This window comes from Devosia sp. LjRoot16 (genome assembly GCF_964252795.1).
Taxonomy (GTDB): domain Bacteria; phylum Pseudomonadota; class Alphaproteobacteria; order Rhizobiales; family Devosiaceae; genus Devosia_A.
On record NZ_CAXUPH020000001.1, the window covers coordinates 1,628,870 to 1,645,484 of the forward strand.

Consider the following 16,615-nt stretch of genomic DNA (forward strand, 5'->3'; position numbering starts at 1 on the left):
GAACGCCATGTCTGTCGATACCGTCAAACAACCCAACTGGTTCAGCCGCCTGGCGCATCCGGGGCAGTTTCTCGCCTGGTCGCGTTACCTGATCTGGCCGTTGGCCATCGCCACCGGGCTCAGCTTTGCCATCGGCCTCTGGTTCGCCTTCTTCAACTCGCCCGAGGACTACCAGATGGGCGACATGGTGCGCGTCATGTACGTGCACGTGCCGAACGCCTGGCTGAGCCAGCTGGTCTATGGGGTGATGGCGGTTTCGGCGCTCGGCACCCTGGTGTGGCGGCACCCGCTGGCCGATGTCGCCAACAAGGCGGCGGCGCCGCTTGGTGCCGTGTTTACCGCACTGGCGCTCTACACCGGCTCGCTCTGGGGCCGGCCGACCTGGGGCACGTTCTGGGAATGGGACGGGCGGATGACCTCGACCTTGGTGCTGCTGTTGATCTATCTCGGCATCATCGCGCTGTGGCGGGCGTTCGACGATCAGCTGAAGGCCGGGCGGATCATCGCCATCGTGACGCTGGTGGGGGCGCTGAACATCCCGGTGATCAAGTTCTCGGTCGATTGGTGGAACACCCTGCACCAGCCGGCGAGCGTCTTCACCAAGGATGGCCCGAAGATGCCGGGCTCGATCCTGACGCCGCTCTTGGTGATGATGCTGGCCTTCACGCTGCTGTTCGCCCTCTTGCAGGTGGTGCGGATGCGGACCGAGATATTGCGCCGCCGGGCCGAGACGTTGAGCCGGCAGGCTGCCTTGCAAGGGGTTGCCAAGTGATCGGAGATGGCGCGCATATCGAATTCATCGCCTGGGCCTATGTCGGGGTGGCAGTGCTGACAGTGGCGCTGGTCGCCTATGTGGTCTGGGACTCGGTCAGGGTCGATGCCCGGCTCAAGGCGCTCGACAAGGCGGGCATCCGCCGCCGTTCGGACGAGAGCAAGCGTTGAAGCGTATTCTCCTCGCGGTCTTGCCGCTGCTGCTGCTGGTGGGATTGGTTGCGGTGTTCGCGCTGAACATGGATCGCGACCCCAGCCTGGTGCGCTCGGTGCTGATCAACAAGCCAGCGCCGGCCTTTGCCTTGCCGGCGGTGGCCGGCACCGGGGTCGAGGGGTTCGATACCGCCACGCTCGAGGGCGAGGTGACAGTGGTCAACGTGTTCGCCAGCTGGTGTATTCCGTGCCGCGAGGAACATCCGCTGCTCGAGCGGCTCAAGGCCGAGACCGGAGTGCGCATCTTCGGCATCAACCAGAAGGATGCGCCGGAAAACGCGGTGGCGTTCCTCACCGAACTGGGCAACCCGTACCAGCGGATCGGCGGTGACGCCGACAACCGGGTGTCGATCGACTGGGGCGTCTATGGCGTGCCGGAGACCTTCGTCGTCAATGCGGCGGGGGTGATCACCTTCAAGCACGTCGGGCCGATCTCGCCGGATTCGCTGGAAAGGGAAGTGATCCCGGCGATCGAGAAGGCCAAAGCGGGCTGAACCAACGGCTAAGGTCGGGAACTTCCGCCGACCAACGCACATTCTTCCTCTACCGCCTCAAGCGGCGCAGGAGCATTTCGACGTTCTGGTGAACGACGAAACGCTCCACGTCTTTGATTCATCGCGCTTTCGAACCGGAAAAGTCTGCAACTTTTCCTGAAAGCGCTCAACTGAGGAGAGACACCATGCAAACCAGTTCCAGCCTGCGTTTCGTCGAGCAGGGCATGCGCGTGTTCGACCGCGAGCACCATGAGATCGGCAAGGTCGATTGGGTGCAGTTCGGTGACGATGATCCCGATACCCCGGAAGTCGAGGCGAGCGGGACCTCCGGCCGGCGGACCGACGATACGCTGTTCGACGTGATCGCTCGAGCCTTCACCGACGACAATGTGCCCGAGGAGGTCCGCGACCGCCTGGTGCACCAGGGTTTCGTCAGGATCGATGCCGACGGGCTGTTCGCTGCCGACCGCTATGTGATGCCGGAGCAGATCGACTCAGTGTCAAGCGACGGCATGACGCTGAACGTCACCAAGGACCAGCTGATCAAGCATTAGCAGCGTCAAGAAGGCGGGGTCGGAGCTTGCCGACCCCCACCGGCGTCTGAGAAATCAAGGCAGCGGGTCCATCGGGGGGATGACCTCGATGGGTTGCTTGGGGTCGGCGGCATACTTGGTGAGGAGCGGCAGCTGCATCATCGAGAAGACGATGGTGATCGGCATCACCGCCCATAGCTTGAAGCCGGCATAGAACTTGTCGGCTGCATCGGGGTCGGTGAAGAACAGGCTCGAGCCGCGCCAGGCGAACTCGTTGAGCGCAGCGAGGAGGAAGAAGAACAACCCCCAGCGCATGGTCATCACCTGCCAGCCCTTGGGCTGCAGGTGGTAGACCTCGCCGAACACGTATTTCAGCAGCGACTGGCCGAACACCAGTCCGCCGAGCAGGGTGGCGCCGAACAGCGAGTTGACGATGGTCGGCTTGATCTTGATGAACATCGAATCCTGCAGCAGCAGGGTCAGCGTGCCGAAGATCAGGACGACGATCAGCGTCACCAGCGGCATCACCGCGACGCGCTTGAACACCAGCCAGGAAATCCCCAGCGAGATCACCATGGCGACCATGAACGGCGCGGTGGCGAAGATGATCGGGCTCGCAAACATCGAGCGCAGCGCCGGGCTGGCATCGAGCCAGCTTTCGCCGAACGTGGTGCAGATAAAGAAGATCAGCAGCGGGCCGATCTCCAGCCCGATGCGGATCAGCTGCGGACGCAGCTCCGCCCAGTTCACTTCGGCGTCTTTGGTCTCTTCGGTCATTCTGCGGTCCTTGCGATCGCGGCGGCGAAGTCGCGCGCTGCGAACGCCTCTAGATTGTCGACGCCTTCACCGACACCGATGAAGTGCACGGGCAGGGCGAACTTGCGAGCAATGGCGACGAGAATGCCGCCGCGCGCCGTGCCATCGAGCTTGGTCATCACCAGGCCGGTGACGCCGGCACGTTTGCCGAAGATTTCGACCTGATTAAGGGCGTTCTGGCCGGTAGTGGCGTCGAGGGTGAGAAGCGTCGCATGCGGCGCCGACGGCTCGACCTTCTTGATGACGCGGATGATCTTTTCGAGCTCGCTCATCAGCTCGTCGCGGTTTTGCAGCCGGCCGGCGGTATCGATGATCAGGATGTCGGCGCCCTCGGCCTTGGCGCGCTCCACAGCCTCATAGGCGAGGCCGGAGGCGTCGGAGCCGGCGGGCTTGGTGACGACGGGGGCGCCGGTGCGCTCGCCCCAGACCTGCAGCTGTTCGATGGCCGCGGCGCGGAAGGTATCGCCGGCGGCCAGCATCACCTTCTTGCCTTGCGCGCCATAGAGGCTCGCGAGCTTGCCGATGGTGGTGGTCTTGCCGGTGCCGTTCACCCCGACCATCAGGATGACGTAGGGTTTGGTGCCGGCGTCGATGAGCAGCGGCTGGGCCACCGGCTCCAGCACCTTGACGATCTCGGTCGCCAGCACGTCGCGGACTTCGTCGGAACTGATGTCGCGATCGAAGCGGTCGCGGCGCAGCGCCTCGGTGACGTCGGTCGCCATGTCGACGCCGAAATCGGACTGGATCAGGATGTCCTCGAGGTCATCGAGCATCGCCTGATCGAGCTTCTTCTTGGTGAAGACCGCGGCGATCGAACCGGTGAGCTGATCGGAGGAACGCTTCAGCCCGGAGGCGAGGCGCTGCAGCCAATTCTGCTTCCTGGGCGGTTCGGCGGGAGCGGCGGGGACCGGGACCGGCAGAACCGGCGCCGGTTCGGGCGCCTGCTGCTCCTCGACCTCTTCGATATAGGCGGGGGTGGCCTCAGGTGGGCCGGCCGGCGGCTCGGAGCCGGTATCGGCCGGTGGACCTTCAATGGTCTGGCCGGCTTCGTGCAGCGCCTCCTCGAGGGCGATCTCCTGATCGGGCGGCAGAACCAGCGGCGCGGCCTCGACGATGTCATCGAGGATGATGTCGGCGACGAGTTCGTCTTCGACGGACGGCTCGGGCTCAGCCGGCGGCTCGGGCGGGGCCGGCGGCGCCTCGGGCGTGACCAGCTCGCCTGCCTCGTGCATCGCCTCCTCGAGAGCGATCTCCTGGTCCGGTGGCAGGACCAGCGGCGCGGCCTCGACGATGTCGTCGAGGATGATGTCGGCGACCAGTTCGTCTTCGACGGTGGGCTCGGGCTCGGCAGGCGGCTCCGGTGGCGCCGGCGGCGCGTCCGGCGTGATCAGCAGGCCGGCCTCGTGCATCGCCTCTTCGAGAGCGATCTCCTGATCGGGCGGCAGCACCAGCGGAGCGGCTTCGACCACTTCGTCGAGGACGATGTCGGCTTCAAGTTCCTCGGCGACGCTGTGCTCCGGCGGCGGGGTCGGAGCTGGCTTGTCGCCGCCGCCGAACAGGCGCTGGAAGAAGCCTTTTTTCTTTTGCTCGGCCATCAGGCTGCGGACCTCAGTGCTTCGCCGACGAGGTTGCCATTGGCGAAATGGGTAATACGGGCGGGTACGATTTCTCCCGGCAGATGACCCGGCAATGAACAGGTGACGAACTGCTCCTGCCGGCCGATGCCGTCCTTTTCGATCAGCACGTTCTCGATCATGCCGATGCGGGACAGCGCCAGCTTCTCGTACTGGGTTTCACCGACGGCGCGGAGCTGCGCGGCGCGCGCCCTGGCGGTCCGTCCATCGACCTGCGGCATGCGCGCCGCAGGCGTGCCGGGACGCGGGCTATAGGGGAAGACGTGCAGGTAAGTGAGTTCGGCCTCGGTGACGAAGCTCAGCGAGTTCTCGAACATCTCGTCGGTCTCGGTGGGGAAGCCGGCGATGATGTCGGCGCCGAAGACGATATCGGGGCGGAGCGAGCGGAGCTTTGCCACCACCTCCAGCGCCTCGCTGCGCGAGTGGCGGCGCTTCATGCGCTTCAAAATCATGTCGTCGCCGGACTGCAGGCTGAGATGCAGATGCGGCATCAGTCGGCGGTCGGACGCTATGGCGTCATAGAAGGCCGGGTCGGCCTCGATCGAATCGATCGACGAAATGCGCAGCCGCGGCAGGTCGGGGACGTGGCGGAGGATCTGCTGGGTGAGCTTGCCCAGCGTCGGGGTGCCCGGCAGGTCGGGGCCGTAAGAGGTGATATCGACGCCGGTGAGCACGACCTCGCGATAACCGTTGCCGACCAGCTTCTTGATCTGCTCGACCACGAGACCCATCGGCACCGAGCGCGACGGCCCGCGGCCAAACGGGATGATGCAGAAGGTGCAGCGATGGTCGCAGCCGTTCTGCACCTGGACGAAGGCGCGGGCCCGGCCATCCATGCCCTCGATCAGGTGCGCGGCGGTTTCGCGCACGCTCATGATGTCGTTGACCTGCACCTTGTCGTTGAGCGGCAAGCCGAATGCTATGGGAGCATAGCTTTCCGCCTTCAGCTTGTCGGCATTGCCGATGACCAGGTCGACCTCGGCCATATCGCCGAAGCTGCGGGCCTCGGTCTGCGCGGCGCAGCCGGTGACGATGATGCGGCGCTCGGGATTGTCGCGCTTGGCCTTGCGGATGGCTTGCTTGGCCTGCCTGACCGCTTCGGAGGTTACGGCGCAGGTGTTGATGATGATGGTGTTGTCGAGTCCGGCCTTTTCCGCCTCGGCCTTCATCACTTCGCCTTCATAGGCGTTGAGGCGGCAGCCGAAGGTCAGGGTTTCGATGGACATCAGGCCGAGACCTGAGCGGTCGAAATCTGGCTGGAGTCCTGATCGCGCCGCCAGCTACCGGTGAACGGCTCGAAGCTGCCGGAGAATTCGAACTCGGCCGGGCCGGTGAGCAGCACGTGGTCGTCGGCGCGCCATTCGATGACGAGATCGCCGCCGGGCAGGGTCACCGTGGCCTTGCGGCCGGTGCGATGGGTACGGGCGCCGTTGACCAGCGCGGCGCAGGCGGCGGTGCCGCAGGCCCGGGTCAGGCCGGCGCCGCGCTCCCAGGTCCTGAGGATAATGTGATCGGGCGCCACCACCTGGGCGATCGAGATATTGGCGCGCTCGGGGAAGATCGGATGGTTCTCGAGCAGCGGGCCGAAGCGATCGAGCGCGTAGTTGCCGACATCGTCCTCGACCCAGAAGGTGGCGTGCGGGTTGCCCATCGAGGCGACCGACGGGGTGTGGAGGATCGGCGCATCGATCGGTCCGATCTGCAGCTCGATGCCGGTGGTATCGTAGAATTCCTCGGCCAGCGGGATCTCTTCCCAGCCGAAGCGGGGCTTGCCCATATCGACGGTGATTGAGCCATCCGGATGCTCGTCACCGGTGAGGATGCCGGCGAGGGTCTCGAAGACGAAGTGCTTTTCTCCCGTCTCGGCGCTCAGCGCCTGGACGACGCAGCGCATGCCGTTGCCGCAGGCCTGGGCCAGCGAGCCATCGGAGTTGATGATCTCGATATAGTGGGCGGTGCCGGGGGTGCGTGGATCATGGATGGCCATGATCTGATCGTACTTGGTAGCCGGGTCGGCATTGAGGGCGACGGCAGCCGCCGGGGTGATGCGATCGGCACGGCCGCGCATGTCGGCGACGATGATCTCGTTGCCGAGCCCGTTCATCTTGAGGAATGGGGCGGTGGACATGGGCCTGACCTGCTGGGTCTCAGTTGAGGCTGTATATGGCGGAACTGACACGAAATTGCCAGTGGCGGGGGTGAGTCCCGGATATATGGTGCAAGCAGCCCCACCCCACCCAGTTCCGCTAGGCCCTCGCGATTGCGAGCGCCAAGCTGCACTACCCTCCCCATCAGAGGGGAGGGAGGGGGCCGGTTCACTAAACCATCCAGCGCGTCTCCCTCCCCTCGATGGGGAGGGATCAAGGGTGGGGTGGGGCCACGTGCGCCGGTGGTTGCGTCAGGCGCCTACCCGTGCCGCCAGATGCGCCAGCAGCGGTTTCAGTTCCGGGGGCGGGGCGCGTTCGATGCGGCGGTATTCGCGGCCATCGACGGTGCGTTCGAGCATTTTCGCATCGACCATGGCGCGGCGGATCAGGGCGTGGTCGCCGAAATCGTGCCAGTGGCGGATCAGTTCGCTGATCTCGCGCTCGGAAAACACCGTCTCGGGCGGGATACGCGACCAGAACACCCATTGGCTGAGGGTCTGGAGGTTGAGCCGCGCCGGCCAGCTCATCAGCACGCCCTCGGCATCGAAATGGCGCGCCGCCTTTTCGACCTGGCTGAGGTCGGCCGGCGGCGTGGGCTCGGCGGCGGCGGCGAGGCGGCCGGCGGTGCCGGCATCGGCGCGCAGGTGCTGGTAGTTGGCGAACCCCGCCGCCTTGGCGATGAGGTTCAGGAGTTCGACATGGCTCGGTACGCCCTCGTGCTGGGTCAGCGCGTGGCGGAGCGTCTTGGCGAAGGGGGAGAGGTCATCCACCCGCAGGGGGACAGCAGTTCTGGTCATCACAACTCATCCTCGTCGTGCCGAACTCCCCGGAGGAAGGTTCGCGGTCGCCGGCTTGCGAGGCGGCACGGGGATAAGTGCTGATCTCGGCTATGAGGCAGGTTTAGCTCCCCGGATGGGGCGGCGACGCCTGGGTGAACTGCGGACCCGGCCAAGATGTAGCGCTGCTGGGGAAAGCCGGCAACGGCCATGTTCAGGTCACCTTCGGGCGGGCTAGTTCTGGGCGGGTACGAAGGGGGAGTCGCTTGGCGGAAATCGCGAGACGTCATCGCTGGGCGGTGGAACTGCTGGCCCCGAAGGCCGGCGAAGCCGTGCTGGAGATCGGCTGCGGGCACGGCATCGCCACCGGGCTGGTGCTGGCGGCGGGCGCCGATGTCGTGGCCGTCGACCGGTCGGGCAAGATGGTGGCGGCCTGCATCAAGCGGAACGAGGGGGTTGGGCGGCTGACCGCGTTCGAGAGCGATTTCGAGACGCTCGATCTTGGCACGCTGGATGCGGCCTTCGCAGTGAACGTCGATTTTCCGCGCCATGCGGATCGCGGCTGGGCCAGAAAGCTCGGCGACGTGATCAAGCCGGGTGGCCGGGTGGTGCTGGTGCTGGAAGCGCCGGCGATCCGCACGGCAGACCGTTTCGCCATGGCGGCCGCTGCGGCTCTCGCGGGCGTCGGCTTCCGCGTCGACACCGAACTGGGACAGGGCATGGTGGCGGTGCGCGCCGAGCGCGTTCCTTGACTCGGCCGCATTTCCGCTCTATCGACCGCCGCACTTCATCAGGTTCAAACGCCTGACTGCCGACCGGGACCCGCAAAGGTATAAAGAGATCCCGGAGGCTAACACCCGACAGCGCGATGCGCCCTCGGGTGGGTTTGGCGTTTGCGCGGATGCTGCCACCTTCGGATGGCAGGAACGGCCAAGACTACCTATCTCCGGGTCCGGGGCAGGGATGCTGCGGAACCAAAGGAACCAAAATGTTCGAAAGCCTTAGCGACCGGCTTGGGAAAATCTTCGAGGGTCTTCGGGGCCGCGGCGCACTTAACGAGAGCGACGTGGATGCGGCGCTGCGCGAAGTGCGCCGGGCGCTGCTCGAGGCCGACGTTTCGCTCGAGGTGGTGAAGGCCTTTGTCGAGCAGGTGCGCGAGCGCGCCGTCGGCGCCGAGGTCACCCGTTCGGTGACGCCGGGCCAGCAGGTGGTCAAGATCGTCCACGACGAGCTGGTCAAGGTGCTCGGCGAGACGCAGGTGCCGATCGACTTCTCGACCACTCCGCCGATGACCATGCTGATGGTGGGCCTGCAGGGCGCCGGCAAGACGACGCTTTCGGCCAAGCTCGCCAAGCGCATGAAGGAGCGGCAGGGCAAGAAGGTCCTGATGGCCTCGCTCGACGATCGCCGTCCGGCGGCGAAAGAGCAGCTGCGCGTGCTCGGCGAGCAGATCGGCGTCGATACCCTGCCGATCCAGTTGAACGAAAAGCCGGTCGATATTGCCAAACGCGCGCAGCGCGAGGGCAAGCTCGGCGGCTACGACGTGCTGATCCTCGATACGGCGGGTCGCACCCATATCGACGAAGAGCTGATGGAAGAGACGGCAGCGGTGAAGGCCGCGACCGATCCGCATGAAATCCTGCTCGTCGCCGATGCGCTGACCGGCCAGGACGCGGTGAACCTGGCGCGCTCGTTCGATGCGCGCGTCGATATCACCGGAATCGTGCTCACCCGTGTCGACGGCGATGGCCGTGGCGGCGCGGCGCTGTCGATGCGGGCCGCCACCGGCAAGCCGATCAAGCTGATCGGTACCGGTGAAAAGCTCGATGCGCTCGAGGATTTCCATCCCTCGCGTATCGCCGACCGCATCCTCGGCATGGGCGACATCGTCAGCCTGGTCGAGAAGGCGGCGCAGAACGTCACGGCCGAAGATGCGGCCAAGATGGCCAAGAAGCTCAAGAAGGGCGTCTTCGACCTCGAGGACCTGCGCAATCAGCTGCTGCAGATGAAGAAGATGGGCGGCATGGGCTCGCTCATGAACATGATGCCCGGCATGAACCAGATGAAGAAGGCGATGGCGGGCGCCAATGTCGATGAGAAGGTGTTCGACCGGCAGATCGCCGTCATCAACTCGATGACCAAGGCGGAGCGGGCGAACCCGGAACTGTTGAACGCCAAGCGGCGCATCCGCATCGCCAATGGCTCGGGCACCAAGGTCGAAGACGTCAACAAGCTGATGAAGCAGCACCGCCAGATGGCGGACATGATGAAGAAGGTGTCGAAGGGCGGCATGGGCTCGCTCGCCGGCATGTTCGGCGGCAAGATGGGCGGCATGATGCCGGGGCTCGGCAACATGCCCGACCCCTCGACCATGGACCCCAAGGAACTCGAGCAGCTGGCGCGGCGCATGGGGATCGACCCCGCATCGATGCCGCAGCAGGCCGAGGTGCCGAAACAGCTCACCCAGAACAAGCTGCCGACCGATGTCGGCCAGCTGCTGAAATCCGGCTCGGGACTTCCCGGGCTTGGCGGCGCGGCGCGCTTCCCTGGCCTTCCCGGCCTCGGCGGCGGCTTCGTGCCGAAAAAGAAATAACCCCACCGGAAGCGTGATCAGCAAAAGTTGCAGACTTTTGCGGTTCGAGAGCGCGACCAAACGAAACGACTGATCATACGAAGGACTGAAGAATGTCGCTGAAACTCCGCCTTGCCCGCGCCGGCACCAAGAAGCGCCCCTATTACCACGTCGTCGTCGCCGACGCCCGTTCGCCGCGTGACGGCCGCTTCATCGAGAAGATCGGCAACTACGATCCCAAGCTCGCCGACAAGGACAAGCGCGTCACCCTGGTGACTGAGCGCGTGCAGCATTGGCTGAGCGTCGGCGCCCAGCCGACCGACCGCGTGGCGCGGTTCTTCGACGCCGCGGGCCTGTTGAAGCGCGAAGCGCGCAACAACCCCGAGAAGGCCGTGCCAGGTAAGAAGGCGACCGAGCGCGCCGAAGCCAAGGCCAAGGCTGTCGCCGACAAGGCCGCTGCCGACGCTGCGCCGGCGCCGGCCGCCGCCGAAGCAGCCGCGTCCGAGTAAGCCGTGGCGCAAGCGGGCGACAACAAGCTCCTCATGGGCCGCATCGGCGCGGCCCATGGGATCAAGGGCGAAGTGCGCATCCAGTCCTTTACTGAGGACCCGCTGGCGCTGGCGTCCTATGGCCCGCTCTCGACCAATAAGCCGGGCCTCACCATCAAGATCCTCGCGGCTCGCACCACGACCAATGTGCTCGTGGCGCGGCTCGAGGGGGTCAACGACCGAAATGCGGCGGAAAAGCTGAACGGGGTCGAACTCTACGTCGACCGCGCACTGCTGCCCGACACCGACGACGACGATTTCTACCATGCCGACCTGATCGGGCTGAAAGCCCGGCTGGCCGACGGCTCGGAGATCGGCGAGGTGATGGCGGTGCCGAATTTCGGCGCCGGTGACCTGCTCGAAATCCGCGACCCCCGCTCGGGCGATACCTATCTCTATCCGTTCTCGAAGGCCGTGGTGCCGGAGGTGCGGGTCGCCGATGGGTACCTCTTGATCGATCCGCCGATCGAGGCGGAGCCGGGCGAAGAAGAACCCGATTGAGCTTTTCGGCTTCGATCATCACGCTGTTTCCGGAATTGTTCCCCGGGCCGCTCGGCGCCTCGGTGATTGGCCGCGGCATGGCGGATGGGCGGTGGAGCCTCGAGACTACGCAACTGAGGGATTTCGCCACCGACCGGCACCGGACGGTGGACGATACCCCATCGGGCGGTGGCGCCGGCATGGTGCTGAAACCGGATATCCTCGCCAAGGCGATCGATGCGGTGTCGCCGGAAGGCGATGCGCGGCCGCGGCTGCTGATGTCGCCGCGCGGCACACCGCTGACGCAGGCGCGGGTGCGCGAGCTGGCGCTGGGCCCCGGTGCGGTGATCATCTGCGGGCGGTTCGAGGGGATCGACCAGCGGGTGATCGAGGCAAGGCAACTCGAGGAAGTCTCGATCGGCGACTACGTGCTGGCCGGCGGCGAAGTCGCCGCCATGGTGCTGCTCGAAGCGGTGGTGCGGTTGCTTCCCGGCGTGCTGGGAGCGGCGGAAAGCCATGCCGACGAGAGCTTTGAGAATGGGCTGCTGGAGTACCCGCAATACACCCGGCCGCAGCTGTTCGAGGGGCGCGAGATCCCTGAGGTGCTGACCTCGGGCGACCACGGCAAGGTGGAGAAGTGGCGGCGCGCCGAGAGCGAGAGGCTCACACGGGCGCGCCGGCCGGATTTGCTCACCTGATCAGGCCGACTTGCCGAGCAGCTTCCTGATCTTGGCGAGGGCAGTGGTCGCGTCCTCCTGGTAGGCGATGGTGCCTTCGAAGCCGCCCTGGGCGTTGACGAGGAACACCGAGGCAGTGTGGTTCATGGTGTAATCCGAACCCTCCCCCGGCACCTTTTCGCCCAACACCTTCCAGGCCTTGACCATCTTGGCGATCTCCTCGGGCTTGCCGGTGACGCCAGTCACCCGGTCGGACACCCAGCTGACATAGCCATTGAGGATTTCGGGGGTGTCGCGCTCGGGATCGACCGTGACGAAGAAGGCCTTGAGGTTCTCGGCCTCGTCGCCGAGGTCGGCGAACCAGCCCGCCATCTCGCCCATGGTGGTGGGGCAGACGTCGGGGCAATGGGTATAGCCGAAGAACAGCAGCGAGGGCTGGCCGACCAGCATCGATTGGTCGACCGGGTTGCCGCGTTGATCGACGAGGGCATAGCTGCCGCCGCCGATGCCGCCGCTTTCAGGCCCGGGCCGCGTGACGAAGAACAGCAGCGTTGCCGCCACTGCCGCCAGCGCGACCAGAGCCCAGAGCGCGAGGCGGAGGCGCGAGGTCATGGCGCTCATGGTCAGCCACCGTGCATCGAGTGGTCTTCAGCCGGACCCTTGGCGGCCGGGCTCTCGACGCTGAGTTCCACCTCGACGCTGCCGGCCTTCTCGAAGTTGAGGGTCAACGGGATCTTTGTCCCCTCCACCAGCGGCTGGGCGAGCTGCATGAACATGATGTGGAGGCCGCCCGGCGCCAGGGTGACGGTTTCACCGGCCGGGATTTCGACGCCCTCGGGCAACTCGTTCATCTTCATCAGGTCGCCCTCCATCTTCATCTGATGGATCTGGACCACGCCGGCGACCGGTGAGGCGGCGCTGACCAGGCGATCGGCTTCGCCGCCCTTGTTGGTGATGGTGAGATAGCCGCCGCCAACCGGCGCATTGGGGAGGGTGGCGCGGGAGAAGCCGTCGCTGATCTCGAGATTGCCGATGGTGACCGCGGCCGGAGCGGCCATGCTCATGGCGCCGTGGTCATGCTCGCCGGCAGCCGCAGTGGTGACGGCGAGGGTGGGAGCCGGATGCTCGAGGGCGTGGGCGTTCTCGCCGGGGGCAGCGATCTGGTCCCAGACCACCGAGGCGGCGCCGCATTTCTGCGTCACAACGAAGGGCAGGCTGGTTTCAGCGTCAAAGCCCTGCAGCGAGCCCTGGATGACGAATTCGTCGAACTGGTCGTCGGGAACCGAGCCGCCGGCCCAGCTGACGGCGAGGGCGCCGGAGGTCACCGGCTGGCCATGCACCTGGTAGCTGTTCTGGTAGTCGCCCTTGGTGATCTCGACCGTCCAGCCGGCTTTCACCATGGGCTTGGCCGAAACGAAACCCTCGGGCAGCACGACGCTGACCGTGTCGGTGGGGGCGCCATCGCAGCCATGCGGGATGGCGATGGCGACCTTGACGGTCGCGCCATTGGCAGCGCTGGCCGGGGTGAGCGTGGCATGCGCAAAGGCCGGGCTCGCGAGCATGAGGGTAGAAGCCGCCAATGCGGCGATGCGGGATGTGGTGTGCATCTGACTCTCGTCTGTTGGCCGCGGCCGTAGCGGGCGCGCAGCAAATCGATAATGGGGTACGATCGATCAGACGGAGGCGGGTGGTCCGCGGGCGGTGGCAGTGCCCAGCGGCTCGGCCGGCAAATGCAGGATGGGAAGCGCGCCATAGGCGACATCTGCCAGCATCGCCACCGGGATAGCGATGTCGCAGGGCGGCGGCAGGTCAGCCCCGCCGATGCGGCAGGCGTGGCAGGGGGCGTGCGCCTTGGGGTCATCCGGGGTATCGCCGCAATAGCTCATATCGAGCGCGGCGGTGAGGGTATCGGGGCCGGCGGATGCGGTAGCCACCGGGGCGTGGGCGAAACTGAGGAAAACCAGGGCGAGCACGACAAGCGCGTGCAGCAGCTCTCTTCCCATGTTTCGCGCGTTGAGCACCGGCAACGACCCCGTTGGACGACAAGACCCTTTAGCGCAGCCGGGGCTGCCGCGTCATGCGGCAAATGCGCGGGCGGGCGATTGAACTCACCGGTGGAACCTGACAGAGATAGCGCGACGGTGCGCGACCCGCTTTTCGGGGCCGCGTGAAACGGGAAGCCGGTAGGCCATTGGCCGATGCCGGCGCCGCCCCCGCGACTGTAACGGGCCTGACTTTTCACTCAGCGTGCCACTGGTTTGCGACTGGGAAGGTGGAGTGAGAGGTGCCCGGAGCCAGGAGACCGGCCGTCCGGTGGTGACCCAAACCGGGACCATCGAACATGAAAAACGCTACGGGACGGCGGGTCCCGAGATGGAGATATTTATGCGCGCGCTTCTGGCCCTTCTGCTCATCGCCGTTCCGACGGCGGCTTTCGCCCATACCGGGCACGGCGACACTTCGGGGTTCCTACACGGCTTCATGCATCCGGTCGGCGGGATCGACCATATCCTCGCCATGGTGGCGGTGGGCGTGTTCGCCTATGTGCTGGGCGGCAAGGCACTGTGGCTGGTGCCGCTGAGCTTCGTCGCCATGATGGCGGTCGGGTTCCTGCTGGGCGTCGGGCAGATCGACGTGCCGTTCGTTGAACTGGGCATTGCGCTCTCGAGCGTGGTGATCGGCGGCGCCGCGGCGCTGGGTCGGCCGATGCCGGTGGTGGCAGCCTCGGCATTGGTCGGGGTGTTCGCGATCTTCCACGGCCACGCGCACGGCGCCGAAATGCCGGTCGATGCCTCGGGCTTCGAATATGCGGCGGGCTTCATCGTTGCGACCGCGTTGCTGCATGCGGCCGGCATCGGCGCGGCAATGGGCGTGACCAAGCTGGTCGGCAAGTATGGCAAGACCGCTGCGCAGGTGGCCGGTGGCGTGTTCGCGCTGGGCGGCATCGGGGTGCTGGCCGGCTGGCTGTAAGGGTTAGGTAGAACTGCGCGTGGGGCTCCCCCACCCAGCTTCGCTACGGCTTCGCCTAGCTGCGCTACCCTCCCCACAAGGGGGAGGGAGGGCGCAAGAACCGAAAGTGCAGCAAGCGTCTCCCTCCGCCGGGGGGACTACTTGTCGTCCCCCTTGTGGGGAGGGATCAAGGGCGGGGTGGCCCCACGCTCCGGCCGGTCGGCATGGAGGCGGAACAGAATTGCCCGGAACCCTAGACTCCCGGGCATTCTTGATTTATAGCCCCGCTCGCTTGAGCTTCGGCTCGGCCAATAATGCATAAAAATCCGTGCAACCAAGACCGGGCGGTCGGCGTGAAGCCGGCGAAACGCTCCTTTGAAAAAGACGAACGGAACATCAGATGTCCAAGATCATCGAACAGCTCAATCAGGAGCAGCACGATAAGCTGCTCGCCAAGGGCGCCCATCCGGAATTTACCCACGGCGATACCGTCAAGGTGTGGGTGAAGATCCGCGAAGGCGACAAGGAACGCCTGCAGGCCTATGAGGGCGTGGTTATCGCCCGCTCCGGCACCGGCATCATGGAAAGCTTCACCGTGCGCAAGATTTCGTACGGCGAAGGCGTGGAACGCGTGTTCCCGGTGCTCTCCCCCAATATCGACCGCGTCGAAGTGATCAAGCGCGGTAAGGTCCGCCGCGCCAAGCTCTATTACCTGCGCGACCGTCGCGGTAAGGCCGCCCGTATTTTCGAGAACGTCGGCGCCCGCACCAAGAAGATCGAGGCCGGCGAGCGCGTTGCAGCGCTTGACGCCAAGAACGCCCGCGAGGCCGAGAAGATCGCCGCCGCCGAGGCGCTGGCCAAGGAGCTCGCCGAGAAGGACGCCGCTGAGGCCGCCGCCGCTGCTGCTGCCGAGGCAGCCGCCGCGACCGAGCCCAAGGCCGAGTAATCAGTTGAAGCGCTGTTAAGTGGTCGCGGGCGTCGAACGGAAAAGTCTCACAACTTTTCCTGCGCCCGCTCCGGCCGTGCCACAGTTTCGGCACGAGCGCGACTAGAGTTCAGCCCGGCTCACGAGCCGGGCTTTTGATTCCGGGGTTGGGATGCCCCGTATTCCGGTCTTTATGCACGCGAGATCGGAGATCTCGCTATGGGGAAATTGGAATGGACGCAGCTCTTCAGGACGCGGAAGAGAGGCGGCACGTCGCCGCGGAACTCCGAGAGGAAGCCCGCACCGTGCTGGTGGAAACGGGCCTGCTCGAACTGCTCAATGCCCGCTTCGGCGAGGCTGTGGTGACCGGCAGCGCCGGCTATGACCTGATGGTGTGGCGCGATATCGACATCCACATGCCGTGCGAGGCAGAGCGTTGGGCCGAATGGGCCGGGCTCGCCGCCGATATCGCCATCCAGTTCGACCGGGCCGGGCTGCAGCTGCACAAGGCGAGCTTCCTCAACGATTATGTCGAGCCGCACCCGCTCGGCGCCGGGCTCTACTGGGGCATCGAGTTCAAGGATTACGCCGGCAACCCGTGGAAATGCGACATCTGGGGCTGGGAGCCGTTCGATTTCGCGGTGCGCCAGGCGCGCGATGCGAACCTTCGGGCCGATCTCTCGGCCTGCGACCGCGACCTGATCCTCAGGCTCAAGCACGAGGCGCGCGAGCGGCCGGGTTATTACGGCGTGATGGTGGGCAGCTTCGACATCTACCAGTTCGCCCTGGCTGGGGCCGGCGAGACGTTGGACGAGCTCGAGGTGTGGAAGGGGCTGGTGGCGCAGTAGCCAAGCCCGACGGTCTGTGCGAGTGGCGCACCCCCTCCGAGCTGCGCTAGGTCGCTTTGCTCCCAAGCTGCGCTTGCCTCCCCCGTCAAGGGGGAGGTTGCGCTGTGGCGCGATTGTGCCTGAGACACCGGCCTCGACGGGGAGGGTTGGGGAGGGGTGTGCAGCAGGTGCCATGGTTGCATTTCCCAGCGCATTCGCCAGATTACCGTCCGGCAGCACCACAACGACCGGA

Annotated in this window: 20 protein-coding genes and 1 riboswitch; of the genes, 12 read left to right on the forward strand and 8 right to left on the reverse strand. The window is 65.8% G+C overall.

The window, feature by feature from the left end; translation table 11 throughout:
* The first annotated feature begins 7 nt into the window (after positions 1-7).
* From ACSQ23_RS07695 to ACSQ23_RS07710, 4 genes are all read left to right on the forward strand, one after another.
* Positions 8-772, forward strand: a complete 765-nt coding sequence (locus ACSQ23_RS07695) for a heme ABC transporter permease (protein WP_055994050.1) — start codon at positions 8-10, stop codon at positions 770-772.
* Positions 769-942, forward strand: a complete 174-nt coding sequence (locus tag ACSQ23_RS07700) for a heme exporter protein CcmD (RefSeq protein WP_156384455.1) — start codon at positions 769-771, stop codon at positions 940-942. The genes ACSQ23_RS07695 and ACSQ23_RS07700 overlap by 4 nt, the downstream gene beginning before the upstream one ends.
* Complete coding sequence (locus ACSQ23_RS07705) at positions 939-1,478, forward strand: DsbE family thiol:disulfide interchange protein (protein ID WP_055994048.1); 540 nt, start codon at positions 939-941, stop codon at positions 1,476-1,478. Before ACSQ23_RS07700 ends, ACSQ23_RS07705 begins: the two co-directional genes overlap by 4 nt.
* Before the next feature lie 185 nt (positions 1,479-1,663).
* Positions 1,664-2,032: a hypothetical protein gene (locus tag ACSQ23_RS07710; protein ID WP_436090249.1), complete on the forward strand. Its 369-nt coding sequence runs from the start codon at positions 1,664-1,666 to the stop codon at positions 2,030-2,032.
* 54 nt (positions 2,033-2,086) lie between these two features.
* On the opposite strand, the gene ACSQ23_RS07715 is transcribed toward ACSQ23_RS07710, so the two are convergent.
* From ACSQ23_RS07715 to ACSQ23_RS07735, 5 genes are all read right to left on the reverse strand, one after another.
* Positions 2,087-2,788: a septation protein A gene (locus ACSQ23_RS07715; protein ID WP_055874870.1), complete on the reverse strand. Its 702-nt coding sequence runs from the start codon at positions 2,786-2,788 to the stop codon at positions 2,087-2,089.
* Positions 2,785-4,422, reverse strand: a complete 1,638-nt coding sequence (ftsY, locus tag ACSQ23_RS07720) for a signal recognition particle-docking protein FtsY (RefSeq protein ID WP_436090250.1) — start codon at positions 4,420-4,422, stop codon at positions 2,785-2,787. Before ftsY ends, ACSQ23_RS07715 begins: the two co-directional genes overlap by 4 nt.
* Positions 4,422-5,687 (reverse strand): tRNA (N(6)-L-threonylcarbamoyladenosine(37)-C(2))-methylthiotransferase MtaB, encoded by a 1,266-nt coding sequence (gene mtaB, locus ACSQ23_RS07725; protein WP_436090251.1) that lies wholly within the window; start codon positions 5,685-5,687, stop codon positions 4,422-4,424. Before mtaB ends, ftsY begins: the two co-directional genes overlap by 1 nt.
* Complete coding sequence (dapF, locus tag ACSQ23_RS07730; protein WP_055994043.1) at positions 5,687-6,589, reverse strand: diaminopimelate epimerase; 903 nt, start codon at positions 6,587-6,589, stop codon at positions 5,687-5,689. The genes mtaB and dapF overlap by 1 nt, the downstream gene beginning before the upstream one ends.
* Positions 6,590-6,859: 270 nt before the next feature.
* Positions 6,860-7,405, reverse strand: coding sequence for a DUF2087 domain-containing protein (locus ACSQ23_RS07735; RefSeq protein ID WP_055994041.1), 546 nt, complete (start codon positions 7,403-7,405; stop codon positions 6,860-6,862).
* 245 nt (positions 7,406-7,650) lie between these two features.
* On the opposite strand from ACSQ23_RS07735, the gene ACSQ23_RS07740 reads away from it, so the two are divergent.
* From ACSQ23_RS07740 to trmD, 5 genes are all read left to right on the forward strand, one after another.
* Positions 7,651-8,136 carry a class I SAM-dependent methyltransferase gene (locus ACSQ23_RS07740; RefSeq protein WP_162247889.1) on the forward strand — a complete coding sequence of 162 codons (486 nt, stop codon included), beginning with the start codon at positions 7,651-7,653 and terminating at the stop codon, positions 8,134-8,136.
* A 236-nt stretch (positions 8,137-8,372) separates the two neighbouring features.
* Entirely contained in the window at positions 8,373-9,977 is a 1,605-nt protein-coding gene (gene ffh / locus ACSQ23_RS07745; RefSeq protein ID WP_055994038.1) for a signal recognition particle protein, read from the forward strand.
* A gap of 92 nt (positions 9,978-10,069) precedes the next feature.
* Positions 10,070-10,465 (forward strand): 30S ribosomal protein S16, encoded by a 396-nt coding sequence (rpsP, locus tag ACSQ23_RS07750; protein WP_055874891.1) that lies wholly within the window; start codon positions 10,070-10,072, stop codon positions 10,463-10,465.
* A gap of 3 nt (positions 10,466-10,468) precedes the next feature.
* On the forward strand, positions 10,469-11,005 hold the full coding sequence (gene rimM / locus ACSQ23_RS07755) for a ribosome maturation factor RimM (protein ID WP_244488372.1): 537 nt from the start codon (positions 10,469-10,471) through the stop codon (positions 11,003-11,005).
* Positions 11,002-11,682: a tRNA (guanosine(37)-N1)-methyltransferase TrmD gene (gene trmD, locus ACSQ23_RS07760; protein WP_055874894.1), complete on the forward strand. Its 681-nt coding sequence runs from the start codon at positions 11,002-11,004 to the stop codon at positions 11,680-11,682. Before rimM ends, trmD begins: the two co-directional genes overlap by 4 nt.
* On the opposite strand, the gene ACSQ23_RS07765 is transcribed toward trmD, so the two are convergent.
* The 3 genes from ACSQ23_RS07765 to ACSQ23_RS07775 all read right to left on the reverse strand — a co-directional run bounded on the left by ACSQ23_RS07765 (position 11,683) and on the right by ACSQ23_RS07775 (position 13,664).
* Complete coding sequence (locus ACSQ23_RS07765) at positions 11,683-12,282, reverse strand: SCO family protein (RefSeq protein ID WP_436090252.1); 600 nt, start codon at positions 12,280-12,282, stop codon at positions 11,683-11,685.
* A gap of 2 nt (positions 12,283-12,284) precedes the next feature.
* Entirely contained in the window at positions 12,285-13,268 is a 984-nt protein-coding gene (locus ACSQ23_RS07770) for a copper chaperone PCu(A)C (RefSeq protein ID WP_436090253.1), read from the reverse strand.
* Positions 13,269-13,334: 66 nt separating this feature from the next.
* The gene (locus tag ACSQ23_RS07775; protein WP_436090254.1) at positions 13,335-13,664 is read right to left on the reverse strand and encodes a hypothetical protein; all 330 of its coding nucleotides are present in this window, start codon (positions 13,662-13,664) and stop codon (positions 13,335-13,337) included.
* Positions 13,665-13,783: 119 nt separating this feature from the next.
* A riboswitch (cobalamin riboswitch) is annotated at positions 13,784-13,986 on the forward strand.
* Between the two features lie 60 nt (positions 13,987-14,046).
* On the opposite strand from ACSQ23_RS07775, the gene ACSQ23_RS07780 reads away from it, so the two are divergent.
* The 3 genes from ACSQ23_RS07780 to ACSQ23_RS07790 all read left to right on the forward strand — a co-directional run bounded on the left by ACSQ23_RS07780 (position 14,047) and on the right by ACSQ23_RS07790 (position 16,383).
* On the forward strand, positions 14,047-14,631 hold the full coding sequence (locus ACSQ23_RS07780; RefSeq protein WP_244488371.1) for a HupE/UreJ family protein: 585 nt from the start codon (positions 14,047-14,049) through the stop codon (positions 14,629-14,631).
* Between the two features lie 379 nt (positions 14,632-15,010).
* Entirely contained in the window at positions 15,011-15,556 is a 546-nt protein-coding gene (rplS, locus tag ACSQ23_RS07785) for a 50S ribosomal protein L19 (protein WP_436090255.1), read from the forward strand.
* A 212-nt stretch (positions 15,557-15,768) separates the two neighbouring features.
* Positions 15,769-16,383 carry a hypothetical protein gene (locus ACSQ23_RS07790; RefSeq protein ID WP_055994028.1) on the forward strand — a complete coding sequence of 205 codons (615 nt, stop codon included), beginning with the start codon at positions 15,769-15,771 and terminating at the stop codon, positions 16,381-16,383.
* Positions 16,384-16,615 lie beyond the last annotated feature (232 nt).

Coding starts and splice junctions, on each gene's coding strand:
- dapF (WP_055994043.1), bottom strand. CDS start 6,589: ATGTCCACCGCCCCATTCCTCAAGATGAACGGGCTCGGCAACGAGATC.
- ACSQ23_RS07780 (WP_244488371.1), top strand. CDS start 14,047: ATGCGCGCGCTTCTGGCCCTTCTGCTCATCGCCGTTCCGACGGCGGCT.
- ACSQ23_RS07715 (WP_055874870.1), bottom strand. CDS start 2,788: ATGACCGAAGAGACCAAAGACGCCGAAGTGAACTGGGCGGAGCTGCGT.
- ACSQ23_RS07775 (WP_436090254.1), bottom strand. CDS start 13,664: ATGGGAAGAGAGCTGCTGCACGCGCTTGTCGTGCTCGCCCTGGTTTTC.
- ftsY (WP_436090250.1), bottom strand. CDS start 4,422: ATGGCCGAGCAAAAGAAAAAAGGCTTCTTCCAGCGCCTGTTCGGCGGC.
- ACSQ23_RS07790 (WP_055994028.1), top strand. CDS start 15,769: ATGGACGCAGCTCTTCAGGACGCGGAAGAGAGGCGGCACGTCGCCGCG.
- ACSQ23_RS07735 (WP_055994041.1), bottom strand. CDS start 7,405: ATGACCAGAACTGCTGTCCCCCTGCGGGTGGATGACCTCTCCCCCTTC.
- rpsP (WP_055874891.1), top strand. CDS start 10,070: ATGTCGCTGAAACTCCGCCTTGCCCGCGCCGGCACCAAGAAGCGCCCC.
- ffh (WP_055994038.1), top strand. CDS start 8,373: ATGTTCGAAAGCCTTAGCGACCGGCTTGGGAAAATCTTCGAGGGTCTT.
- ACSQ23_RS07765 (WP_436090252.1), bottom strand. CDS start 12,282: ATGAGCGCCATGACCTCGCGCCTCCGCCTCGCGCTCTGGGCTCTGGTC.
- ACSQ23_RS07695 (WP_055994050.1), top strand. CDS start 8: ATGTCTGTCGATACCGTCAAACAACCCAACTGGTTCAGCCGCCTGGCG.
- rplS (WP_436090255.1), top strand. CDS start 15,011: ATGTCCAAGATCATCGAACAGCTCAATCAGGAGCAGCACGATAAGCTG.
- ACSQ23_RS07710 (WP_436090249.1), top strand. CDS start 1,664: ATGCAAACCAGTTCCAGCCTGCGTTTCGTCGAGCAGGGCATGCGCGTG.
- ACSQ23_RS07770 (WP_436090253.1), bottom strand. CDS start 13,268: ATGCACACCACATCCCGCATCGCCGCATTGGCGGCTTCTACCCTCATG.
- mtaB (WP_436090251.1), bottom strand. CDS start 5,687: ATGTCCATCGAAACCCTGACCTTCGGCTGCCGCCTCAACGCCTATGAA.